The organism is Rhodococcus sp. C26F, assembly GCF_053345925.1.
This window is the reverse complement of record NZ_JBKFBA010000021.1, coordinates 87,656-98,359: the sequence shown is the minus strand read 5'-3', so window position 1 is coordinate 98,359 and position 10,704 is coordinate 87,656. Positions and strand designations below refer to the sequence as shown.

Here is a 10,704-nt window from a genome sequence, read left to right as displayed (position 1 = left end):
CTGACCTTCATCGGCTTCCACACCACCTTCCTGGTGCAGCACTGGCTCGGTAACGAGGGCATGCCGCGTCGCTACGCCGACTACCTGCCCTCCGATGGGTTCACCACCCTGAACACGATCTCGACGATCGGGGCCTTCGTCGTGGGCGCGTCGACGCTGCCGTTCGTGTGGAACGTCTTCAAGAGCTACCGCTACGGCCAGGTCGTCACGGTCGACGACCCGTGGGGTTACGGCAACTCGCTCGAATGGGCGACGACCTGCCCGCCGCCGCGGCACAACTTCTACGAGCTGCCGCGGATCCGCTCGGAGCGTCCCGCCTTCGAGCTGCACTATCCCGACATGGTCGAGCGGATGCGTGCCGAGGCGCACGTGGGTCCGGGTAGCGACAAGCACGAGGTGAATGTGCTCGAAGGCGCCGACCGCACACCGGGCGACGTTCCCCGTGAGTGATCGACCGGGATAACTCCGCGCATCGAACGAACCCCGCCGAAGGACGGAGTCGAGCGAACATGACCGCAGTCGGACCCGGCGGGGGCGTGCCCGCCGAAGTGGATGTCCTGATCGTCGGCGCCGGTATCTCCGGCATCGGCACGGCCTACCACCTGAAGACGAAGAGACCGGGGACGAGCTTCGCGATCGTCGAGGCACGCGACGCGCTCGGCGGCACATGGGACCTGTTCCGATATCCCGGTGTGCGCTCCGACTCCGACCTCCACACCCTCGGTTACGAGTTCAAGCCGTGGCGGAAGAAGCATGCGTACGCCGGAGGTAGCGAGATCCTCGGCTATCTCCACGAGACGGTGGACGAGCACGGACTGCGTCCCTACCTGCACTTCGGGCACCGCGTCGTCGGCGCGTCCTTCTCGTTCGCCACCGGCAGATGGACCGTCACGCTCCGGCGCACGAGCGACGACACCACGCTCACGGTGACCTGCTCGTTCTTCTTCTCCGCGACCGGCTACTACGACTACGACGAGGGGTACAGCCCGGAGTTCGAGGGCAGCGACGACTTCCGCGGCACGATCGTCCATCCCCAGCACTGGCCCGAGGATCTCGACTGTGCGGGCAAGCGCGTCGTCGTCATCGGCAGCGGCGCCACCGCGGTGACGCTCATTCCCGCCCTGGCCGGCGTCGCCGACCACGTGACGATGCTGCAGCGCTCTCCGTCCTATGTCCTGGGATGGCCGAAGGAGAACAAGGTCGCCAACGCGCTGCGCCGTGCACTCCCCACAGCGGCGGCCGACCGCGTCGTCCGCTCCCTGAGCATCCGTCTGCTGCACGAGATGTACCGGACGAGTCGCCGGGCGCCGAACCTCTTCCGGCGCCTCCTGCGCCTGCGGATGACGAGTGTGCTGCCGGACGACTATCCCGTCGACGTGCACTTCAATCCGTCGTACGACCCGTGGGATCAACGCCTGTGCGTCGCGACCGACAGTGATCTCTTCCACTCCATCGCCACCGGTGAGGCGTCGGTGGTCACCGATCGGATCGTCCGGTTCACACCCACGGGGATCGCCCTCGAATCGGGGCGCGAGATCGCGGCCGACGTCATCGTCACCGCGACAGGGCTGAACATGGTGCCGTTCGGGCGGGTCGAACTCGACGTCGACGGCGTCCCGGTCGACTGGCACGAGTGCATCACCTACAAGGCGTCGATGCTCACCGGCATACCCAACTTCGTCTTCGCATTCGGCTACGCCAACTACTCGTGGACCCTCAAGGTCGACCTCACCGGACATTATCTGTGCCGGTTGCTCGACCACATGGACGACCACGGTTACGACGTCGTCACCCCGGTCTGCGACGATCCGGCCGTCGGCGGGGGACCGTTCTGGGACCTCACCTCGAACTATCTCCGGCGATCGGCCGACGTGTTCCCCACGTCCGGGGAGGACGGCCCATGGTCGATGGAGCAGAACTACTATCTCGACCGCAGACGGCTGCGCCGCGAACCGGTCGACGATCCCGCCCTGCGCTTCACGCGGGTGGCCGAGACGGCGGATTCATCGATCCCAGCAGATCGTCGGGGACACCCACCACGAGTGCCCGAGCAGCACTCGTCACTGCCGCAACGTCGCTGACACCGAGAACCGTCAGCGACGCCCTCGCCAGCGCTTCGGGTAGCCCGGCGTCGACGTCGCCGTCGTCGGCCCGCATGCCGATGACCGATTCGACGATCCGGAACGGCAGGTGTGCGCGTGGATCGCCGTCGCCGACGATCTGCGCCGCCAGGATCCGGTAACGCTCCATCAGCTGCCGGCGCTCCGCCCGGAAGCGATCGAAGGGTTCGGTGCGAACCTCCGGAAGGTGATAGAGCGCACCGAGATTCCATCTTCCCGCGGACAATTGGGCGGTGTCGAACCACGCGAGTGTGCACAGGCGCAGTTCGGGCGGCAGCGTGGGGTCGAGATTGTCGTCGAAGTCGAGGGTCGGTTCGACGGTGTCCTCGAGCAACGCGACGAGGATGTCGTTCTTCGTCGCGAAGTGGTTGTACAGCGACGCCTGCCGGATCCCCACTGCCTCGGCGATCGTGCGCGTCGACGTAGGGGAGAACCCGCGGGTGGTGAACAGCTCTGCGGCGGCGTCGAGGATCTCGGCACGCGCGGTCGGCCCGGGCCGTCGCGGCGCGTGGAGACGGGGTCGTCCTGGTCCTGCATGGGTCACCTCTCCACTGTGACATGACGAAAGGTGCTGCAGCACCACCATCTTCACGCGTGAAGTTTTCGTCACGCGGACGAAACACATGTCACGGACTCGTTACGCCGTGGACATCCCCCGAAGATGCGCGATCGGAAAACTGTCGATCGACAGTTTCCCCGGACCGCCGATCGGAGCACCATGACCGAGACCCTCGCGACCGCCACCACGCACGCTGCTCGCGCCCATGCCCGAGCGCAGGCAGGAACCGTCACCGACGCCATGCCGATCGTCCCGGCATCTTCGTGGCCGGCTCCGCCCAGCGGTCGCGCGGCGTCGATGACCTGGGCCGAGACCGTTCCCGGTGGCCGCTACACCAGCAAGGTACTCGCTCGCGGCACCCGCCTGCGCCTGCGGGACGTCCATGGCACCGCCTGTGCCAACCTCCTGCTGTTCCGCGCCGACGCCCCGCACGAGCGGCTCAACGTCGCCGACACGGTGAAGGTGCCGTGGCAGGCCTATCTCGGTGTCGGGCACCCCCTGCTCTCCGATCAGGGCCGCGTGCTCGCCACGATCGTCGCCGACACCTCCGGTCGCCACGACGCGCTGTGCGGCACGACCCACCTCGCGGGGAACACCGCGAAATACGGTGAGGGATCGCTTCATTCGAGTTCTCCCGCGGGCCGCGAACTGTTCACGGTCGCTGCGGCCAAGCACGACCTGCAGCCGCGCGACCTGCCGCCCTCGTTGTCCTTCTTCCACGGTGTCCGTGTCGAGGAGGACGGCAGCCTCGTCAGCACCGGCAACGCCGGTCCCGGCGCCGTCGTCGACCTGCTGATCCACCTGCCGGTCATCGCGTTGATCGCCAACACCGCACACCCGCTCGACCCGAACCCCGAGTTCACCACCGGCAGCCTCGAAGTCCTCGCCTGGCGGGCGCCCGGCGAATTGAACTCGCTGCCGAACACCGACCCCGAATACCAGCGCGCCGCGCTCAACACCGACGACGCCTGGGGCGCCGCCACGTCCGAAACGGAGATCCGCCGATGACCATCACCGCCGACACCGCAGACCTCGCCCTCGTTCCCGGTCGCGTCGTCCTCGACGAGATCGTCGGACTCCGCGGGCCGTGGTCGGCCGTCGTCGCCGCCGGCGACGTCCTCACCATCGTCGACCTGCACGGCAACCAGGCCGTCGACACCCTCGTCTACGACGCCGCCGACCACACCCGCCGCTACAGCGCCGCCGCCACCGTCGCCGCCCAGCAGAACCTCTTCCTCTCCACCGGTTCGGTTCTGCGCGATGCCGACGGTGAGCCGCTGATGACGCTCGTCGCCGACGAGGTGGGCAACCACGACACCGTCGGCGGTGCCTGCTCGCAGGAGTCCAACACCCTCCGCTACGGCCACCACACCAAGCACCAGCACGCCTGCGTCGAGAACTTCCTCATCGAAGGCGCCAAGTGGGGACTCGGCAAGCGCGACCTCGTCTCCAACATCAACTTCTTCATGAACGTGCCGGTCGAGGCCGACGGCACCCTCGGCATCGTCGACGGACTGTCCGCACCCGGCAAGCGACTCGCGATCCGCGCCGAGCGCGACGTACTCGTCCTCGTCTCGAACTGCCCCCAGATCAACAACCCGTGCAACGGTTTCGACCCCACGCCGGTCCGCATGATCGTCACCCGCGGGGAATGAGGTAGTCATGACCACGAAGATCACCGTCGAACGTCCCGGAATGCTCACCACCGTCCAGGACTATCCCGGACGCACCGGTTACTGGCAGATCGGCGTGCCACCCTCCGGCCCCATGGACGACCTGTCGTTCCGCCTCGGCAATGTCGCCCTCGGCAACGACGAGGGTGCTCCCGGCCTCGAGACCGCCATGGCCGGCCCCGGCCTGCGGTTCACGGAGGAAACCGAGGTGTGCGTGACGGGTGCACCCGTCACCGTGCGCGTCGACGGAGTCGCGGTCCCGCAGTGGCGCCCCGTCACCGTTCCGGCGGGCGGCCTGCTCGACGTCGGAACGGTCTCCGGGCCCGGCCTGCGCGTCTACGTCCTCGTTCGCGGTGGTCTCGACGTCCCCGAATTCCTCGGCAGCGCATCGACCTTCACGCTCGGAACGTTCGGTGGTCACGAGGGTCGCACGCTGCGCGAGGGTGACGTCCTCGTCGTCGGGGAGAACGCATCCGGCGCGAGCGCCCCGGTCCCGTCCGAGCACGTGCCCGCCCTGAGTACACGCTGGGAGATCGCGGTCACCGAAGGTCCGCACGGTGCACCGGAATTCTTCACCCGCGCCGACATCGACGCCCTCTACGCCACCGACTACGAGGTGCACTTCAACTCCGACCGCACCGGCGTGCGGCTCATCGGCCCCAAACCCGAATGGGCACGTACCGACGGCGGCGAGGCGGGCCTACATCCGTCGAACATCCACGACAACGCCTACTCCGTCGGCGCACTCGACTTCACCGGCGACACCCCGATCCTGCTCGGTCCCGACGGTCCCAGCCTCGGCGGGTTCGTGTGCCCGGTGACCGTCGTGGCCGCCGAACGCTGGAAGCTCGGCCAGCTCACCCCCGGCAACACGGTCCGGTTCGTGCCTGTGAAGTCGCAGCACACCGCCTCCCGTCGCGAACTCGGTGTCGCGCGCCGCGCCGGATTGTCGCTGGTCACCTCGGCCGGTGGCGACGGCGACGACGGGGTGCTCACCCGCCGCGACGGCCACACCGCCGTCACCTACCGCCGCAGCGGCGACGACAACGTCCTCGTCGAGTACGGCGACATGACCCTCGACCTGGCGCTGCGGGCCCGCGTGCACGCGCTGCACCAGCGCCTCGAGGCAGACCGCCCCACCGGTCTCCTCGAACTCACCCCGGGCATCCGGTCGCTGCAGGTCAAGGTCGACCCCGACGTCCTGCCCGTGCCGACCCTGCTGGGTCTGCTCGGCGAGGTCGAGGACACCATCGGCGACAGCGACGAACTCGAGGTTCCCAGCCGGCAGGTGCGACTCCCGCTGTCCTGGGACGACCCGGCGACCCGCGAGGCCATCCAGCGCTACATGCACGGCGTGCGCTCCGACGCCCCGTGGTGCCCGTGGAACATCGAGTTCATCCGCCGCATGAACGGCCTCGACACCGTCGCCGACGTCTTCGACACCGTCTTCGCCGCCGACTACATGGTCCTCGGTCTGGGCGACGTCTACCTCGGCGCCCCGGTCGCGACGCCGCTCGACCCGCGGCACCGCCTCGTCACCACCAAGTACAACCCCGCCCGCACCTGGACCCCCGAGAACGCCGTGGGCATCGGCGGCGCCTACCTGTGCATCTACGGCATGGAGGGCCCCGGCGGCTACCAGTTCGTCGGCCGCACCACGCAGGTGTGGAACCACCGGCACCCGCAGCCGGCCGGCCCGTTCGAGGACGGCACCCCGTGGCTGCTGCGCTTCTTCGACCGCATCTCGTGGTACCCCGTCGACCCCGACGAACTGCTCGATCTGCGAGCAGATCTCGCCGCAGGTCGCGGTGGGGGAGTGGAGATCACCGACGGCACATTCTCCCTGGCCGAGCACCGGAAGTTCCTCGCGGACAACGCTGCTTCGATCAGCGGGTTCCAGGCGACGCAGTCCGTCGCCTTCGGCCAGGAACGCGCGCGGTGGAAGGCGAACGGCCTATGACGGTCGCCGAACGGATCCGTCCGGTGGGAACCCGGTTCGAGCGAACACTGTTGGCTCGGCCGGGAGCAATCCCGGACACCACCACGCGCGTCACGTGGCTGCAGGGTGAGCGGTTGTACTGCGACCTGCGACGACCGGCGACACTACCGACGGTGACGGCATCTACTCTCGCCGAGATGGAGATCGATGACCTTGTCGCTCTCGCGAGCCAGGACGGATTCGCCGGCCGACTGCTCGACAGCAGCAACCATGTCGAATGGGAACGGGCCGTGTCGTTCCATCCGCTCGGACCGACACCCGACGCCGGCACCCTGGAGGCCCTCGACACCGACACCCTCGTCGAACACGGTGTGTTCGAGGAGTACACCGAGCACTGGCGCATCACGGATGTCTCGTCCGACATCGAGGAGTACCTACTCGAGGACGTCGAGACCGGAGCGACCGCAGTGCTCGTGCGGGTCGGAGAGTGCTTCGCGTTCGGGCGGAGTCGCGATCATGCGATCGGATCCGAACCGCTCGTCGAGCAGATCCTCGGCGCAGCGACGGTGTCGGATGCCCGAGCGTTGCTGGACTGCGAGATCGCGGTGGGTCGCATCGAAGACGGCCGGTGGACCATCTCCGCATCGACGCTTCCGTTCCGAGCCGGAGGCAAACTCCACCCCGTCTTCGGTCACGAGATCCGTACACGAGACACAGCATTCGACGGAAAGCCCGTCACCCGGCGGTGGCGTTCCGTCGACCCGACTCCGAGGAGCGACACATGACGTTCACGAGCATTCCCGTCATCGATGTGCATGCGCTGGTGTCCGGCGACGAAACCGGACGCGGCGCCGTCGTCGCCGAACTCGGGCGCGCCGCGCGAGAAGTCGGCTTCGCGCAGATCGTCGGGCACGGGGTGGATCCCACGCTCGTCGACGGATTGAAGGACGCGGCCGAACGCTTCTTCACTCTTTCCGACGACGCGAAAATGGATGTGTACATCGGCAATTCCACGAACCACCGCGGCTACGTGCCGCCCGGTGAGGAAGTGTTCGCCGGAGCCACACCGGACCACAAGGAGGCGTTCGACCTGTCGATCGACCTTCCGTCCGATCATCCCGAATACCTCGCCGGCAATCCGCTGCTCGGCCCGAACCAGTGGCCCGACCTGCCGGACTTCGACAAGCCCGTGAATGCGTACTACGAATCCGTCTTCGCTCTGGGGCGTGTCTTGTTGCGCGCCTTCGCCGAAACACTCGGCGAGCCTACCGATCTGTTCGATCGTCATGTGACCACGCCCCCGGCTCAACTTCGGATGATCCACTATCCCTACGACCCCGACGCCTCGGACCGTCCCGGCATCGGTGCCCACACCGACTACGAGGTATTCACTCTCCTGCTCCCCACTGCACCGGGACTCGAGGTGCTCAATGCCGACGGCGACTGGATCGACGTGCCCTACCGCGACGACGCTTTCGTCCTGAATATCGGTGACCTACTGGAGATCTGGACCAACGGAGTATTTACAGCGACGTCACATCGGGTGCGTAAGGTTGCCCAGGAGCGTTACTCGTTCCCACTGTTCTTCAATGTCGATCACGACACCCGGGTCGAGCCGCTGGAACGGTTCGTCGATGCCGACGGGCCGAGCTACGACGGAGTAACTGCCGGCGAGCACCTGTTCGCTCAGACGGCCCAGAGCTTCACCTATCTCCGCAAACGGCTCGCCGCAGGCGAGATAACCCTTCCCGACAATGCACGCCCCCTCTACTCGCTCGGACGCGAAGCCCAACGCAGCGCTCCTGCCGTCTGACCCTCTCCATACGGAGCTGCCATGATCATCACCGGTGTCGCCGCGTGCCTCGTCGTACTTCTCGGGGCCGGTTTCTACTCCACTCGCAAGGTCCGTGGCCAGGCCGGGAACTTCCTCCTCGCCGGTCGTTCCCTGGGTGCCCCCGTCCTGGCCATCCTGCTCATGTCCCAGGTCATCGATTCCAACGCGACCCTCGGTTCCGCCGACCTCGCGGCCGGATTCGGTTTCTGGGCCGGCGCGGCGATGCCGCTGGGTGTCGCGCTGAGCGTGCTGCTCGTCGGACTGTTCTTCGCGAAGCGCCTACGCGCGACGGGTGTCGTGACCCTGCCCGAGTTCTTCGCACGCCGCTTCGGCCGCGGCACCGAGATCACCGCGTCCGTGCTCACGGTCGGCAGCTTCGGCATCCTCCTCGCCGGCAACCTCGTCGCCCTGGGCTACCTGCTCCAGTACTTCCTCGGCCTGAACTACACGGCGGCGGTGCTGGTGATCATCCCGTTCGTGCTCGCCTACACGATGGCCGGCGGCATGTTCGCCAGCGTCTACACCGGCATGGTCCAGTTCGCGATCATGGCCGTCGGTATCGTCTCGCTCCTCGCCTGGACGGCCTTCGGACCCGGCTTCACCCACGGGGACGGACTCGGCATCGGCGATCTCGGACAGCTCACCGATCCGGCGCAAGGGGCTGCGATCAACTGGGCCACCATCGTCGCACTCGGTCTCGGCAACCTCGTCGCGATCGACCTGATGCAGCGCGTGTTCTCCGCCAAGTCCCCGATCGCTGCGCAGCGCGCCTGCTTCTCTGCGGCGACCGGCATTCTCATCCTGTGCGTGCCGCTGTCCTTCGTGGCCCTTGCTGCCGTGTCGATCGTCGGTGACAGCGCAGCCGACGCCCCGATCCTCTACGTTCTGCTGGGTGAGTACACGCCGCAGTGGTTGTCGATCCTGGTGCTCTCCGGTCTGGTGACGGCTTCGCTGACCACGATCAGTGGTGTGTTGCTGTCCACCGCGACGGTTCTGGTGCGCAACGTCTTCCGCGTCGGCGGCGAGAACGCCGCGATGTCGCCGGACGTCATGAAGGCCACCCGCCTGCTCATGCTGCCGATGGCTGCCTTCGGTGCCCTCGTCGCGCTGCGCGTCCCGCAGACCGGCATCCTACTCACTCTCACCTTCGACCTGCTGCTCGCCTCGCTGGTCGTCCCGTTCATCCTCGGGCTGTTCTGGTCGCGCGGTGACGGTCGCGCCGTTGCTGCCGCAGCGATCGCCGGTATCACGGTGCGTGCCGGCTTCTTCGTCCTCACCCCGACGATCTACGGCGTCGACAACACCCTGCTGTACATCCCGAACTCGCTGGTCACCTCGAGCGTCGACGGCTGGACGACCTTCATCGGCTTCCTGGTCTCGCTGGTCGCGTACGTGACCGTGGCACTGGTGCGCCGCCCGGTCCCCGCGATCACGGCTCCGGAGCCCGTCGTCGTCCCCGCGAAGCAGCCGGCCGCGGTGTAGTTCGCGCGCCGGCCGCGGTGTAGTTCGCGCGCCGAACCGGGGTTCGCTACCGCAACACGCGGGGCGAGCCCCGGTTCACCGCGTCAGCTTCGCAGCACGACGCGCAGCCTGCCGCAGTCTCTCCGCCACGACGTCGAACCGTTCCAGTTCCGCCCAGGTCCAGCGCACCACCTCGTAGCCCGCGTCGCGGATCGCGTCCTGTCGGAGCTTCTCGTCGAACACGTCGCGCGGATCGGAATACTTGATCCGCCCGTCGAACTCTCCGACGATGCCGTTCTCCCAGAAGAAGTCGACGCGATAGCGTCTACCGTTTCCACCCACGATCTCGTACTGGAGGATCGGCCGCGGGAGTCCCGCCTCCGCAATACGTAGACGCGACAGCGACTCTCCTGCACTCTCGCTGCGACCGTCCAGGAACGGCACCACTGTGCGGGCACGAGCCAGGCCGTGGCGGGTCCGGGCATCGGCCAGCTCCCGCGAAACCTGTTCACGCATCCCGGGGTACAGGCGAAGAGCGGAATCACCGGCGATGACGGCCTGCTCCTTCGGGAGCGTGCGAGCGAGGTCGACGACGGTCCGGGCGATCGACGTGAGGGCTACTCCGTCGACGACTACCACGTCGTCGCCGAGTTCGGTCGGATGCACATGGATCTGCGAAGTGACGCGACCGCGCCGCGTGGCGGGCCGAGAGATATGGACGAGATCAAGCGGTAAGTCCCAGAGTTCGAGACCGTGCAGCGCTGCAGCCGAGACGTGGCTGAGTGCTCCTTCGGGGCCGAGCGTCGCTCCGACATGTCGGGCACGGACACGGTGGACGCCGACCGGTCCGAGTGCGTCGACGTCGCAGCGGTGCAGATAGCAGCCGCGCCCGACCCGTACGAGTGAGCCGGTGCGAACGCCAGTGCGGATCTCGGTGTCCGAGAAACCCGCGACGGCGAGCGAGGCGTTGGTGAGAATGTTCGGATCTGTCACGACGACGATCCTGCGCGCTACGACACCCACCGAACCCGGCACGACCTCCCGATCCGGGGCACTTGTGGATCGATCGCGGGGTTGGGGACAAACTCCTGTTCGGAGGCCGTTGACGCGCCGAACCG

The 10,704-nt window shown here is 67.4% G+C and carries 10 protein-coding genes; 8 read left to right on the top strand and 2 right to left on the bottom strand.

The annotated features are described in order from the left end of the window. Both ACLBYD_RS19680 and ACLBYD_RS19675 read left to right on the top strand, forming a co-directional pair. Nucleotides 1-450: cbb3-type cytochrome c oxidase subunit I (locus ACLBYD_RS19680; RefSeq protein ID WP_447817747.1), on the top strand; the 450-nt coding region annotated here is incomplete at its 5' end. A gap of 59 nt (nt 451-509) precedes the next feature. Then, a complete protein-coding gene (locus ACLBYD_RS19675) occupies nt 510-2,081 on the top strand; it encodes a flavin-containing monooxygenase (protein ID WP_447817746.1) in 1,572 nt (523 codons plus the stop codon). Here the strand turns inward: ACLBYD_RS19675 and ACLBYD_RS19670 are convergent. Continuing rightward, entirely contained in the window at nt 1,978-2,664 is a 687-nt protein-coding gene (locus ACLBYD_RS19670; RefSeq protein ID WP_447817745.1) for a TetR/AcrR family transcriptional regulator, read from the bottom strand. The genes ACLBYD_RS19675 and ACLBYD_RS19670 overlap by 104 nt on opposite strands. 174 nt (nt 2,665-2,838) lie before the next feature. Here ACLBYD_RS19670 and ACLBYD_RS19665 point away from each other — a divergent pair, with 174 nt between their 5' ends. The 6 genes from ACLBYD_RS19665 (at nt 2,839) to ACLBYD_RS19640 (ending at nt 9,607) form a co-directional block, all read left to right on the top strand. Next, nucleotides 2,839-3,687, top strand: a complete 849-nt coding sequence (locus tag ACLBYD_RS19665) for an urea amidolyase associated protein UAAP1 (RefSeq protein WP_447817744.1) — start codon at nt 2,839-2,841, stop codon at nt 3,685-3,687. After that, nucleotides 3,684-4,334 carry an urea amidolyase associated protein UAAP2 gene (locus ACLBYD_RS19660; RefSeq protein ID WP_019288136.1) on the top strand — a complete coding sequence of 217 codons (651 nt, stop codon included), beginning with the start codon at nt 3,684-3,686 and terminating at the stop codon, nt 4,332-4,334. The genes ACLBYD_RS19665 and ACLBYD_RS19660 overlap by 4 nt, the downstream gene beginning before the upstream one ends. A gap of 7 nt (nt 4,335-4,341) precedes the next feature. Beyond that, nucleotides 4,342-6,312: a 5-oxoprolinase/urea amidolyase family protein gene (locus ACLBYD_RS19655; protein WP_447817743.1), complete on the top strand. Its 1,971-nt coding sequence runs from the start codon at nt 4,342-4,344 to the stop codon at nt 6,310-6,312. Between the two features lie 152 nt (nt 6,313-6,464). After that, nucleotides 6,465-7,076, top strand: coding sequence for a hypothetical protein (locus tag ACLBYD_RS19650; RefSeq protein ID WP_447817742.1), 612 nt, complete (start codon nt 6,465-6,467; stop codon nt 7,074-7,076). Further along, complete coding sequence (locus ACLBYD_RS19645) at nt 7,073-8,104, top strand: isopenicillin N synthase family dioxygenase (protein ID WP_447817741.1); 1,032 nt, start codon at nt 7,073-7,075, stop codon at nt 8,102-8,104. The genes ACLBYD_RS19650 and ACLBYD_RS19645 overlap by 4 nt, the downstream gene beginning before the upstream one ends. A gap of 21 nt (nt 8,105-8,125) precedes the next feature. Then, nucleotides 8,126-9,607: a sodium:solute symporter family protein gene (locus ACLBYD_RS19640; protein ID WP_447817740.1), complete on the top strand. Its 1,482-nt coding sequence runs from the start codon at nt 8,126-8,128 to the stop codon at nt 9,605-9,607. Nucleotides 9,608-9,682: 75 nt separating this feature from the next. Here the strand turns inward: ACLBYD_RS19640 and ACLBYD_RS19635 are convergent, their stop codons facing one another. After that, nucleotides 9,683-10,579 (bottom strand): hypothetical protein, encoded by an 897-nt coding sequence (locus ACLBYD_RS19635; RefSeq protein ID WP_447817739.1) that lies wholly within the window; start codon nt 10,577-10,579, stop codon nt 9,683-9,685. Between the last annotated feature and the right edge of the window lie 125 nt (nt 10,580-10,704).

Bases quoted from the DNA above. Each gene is read 5' to 3' on its own strand.
- ACLBYD_RS19675 (WP_447817746.1), top strand. From the start codon at position 510: ATGACCGCAGTCGGACCCGGCGGGGGCGTGCCCGCCGAAGTGGATGTC.
- ACLBYD_RS19665 (WP_447817744.1), top strand. From the start codon at position 2,839: ATGACCGAGACCCTCGCGACCGCCACCACGCACGCTGCTCGCGCCCAT.
- ACLBYD_RS19660 (WP_019288136.1), top strand. From the start codon at position 3,684: ATGACCATCACCGCCGACACCGCAGACCTCGCCCTCGTTCCCGGTCGC.
- ACLBYD_RS19655 (WP_447817743.1), top strand. From the start codon at position 4,342: ATGACCACGAAGATCACCGTCGAACGTCCCGGAATGCTCACCACCGTC.
- ACLBYD_RS19645 (WP_447817741.1), top strand. From the start codon at position 7,073: ATGACGTTCACGAGCATTCCCGTCATCGATGTGCATGCGCTGGTGTCC.
- ACLBYD_RS19640 (WP_447817740.1), top strand. From the start codon at position 8,126: ATGATCATCACCGGTGTCGCCGCGTGCCTCGTCGTACTTCTCGGGGCC.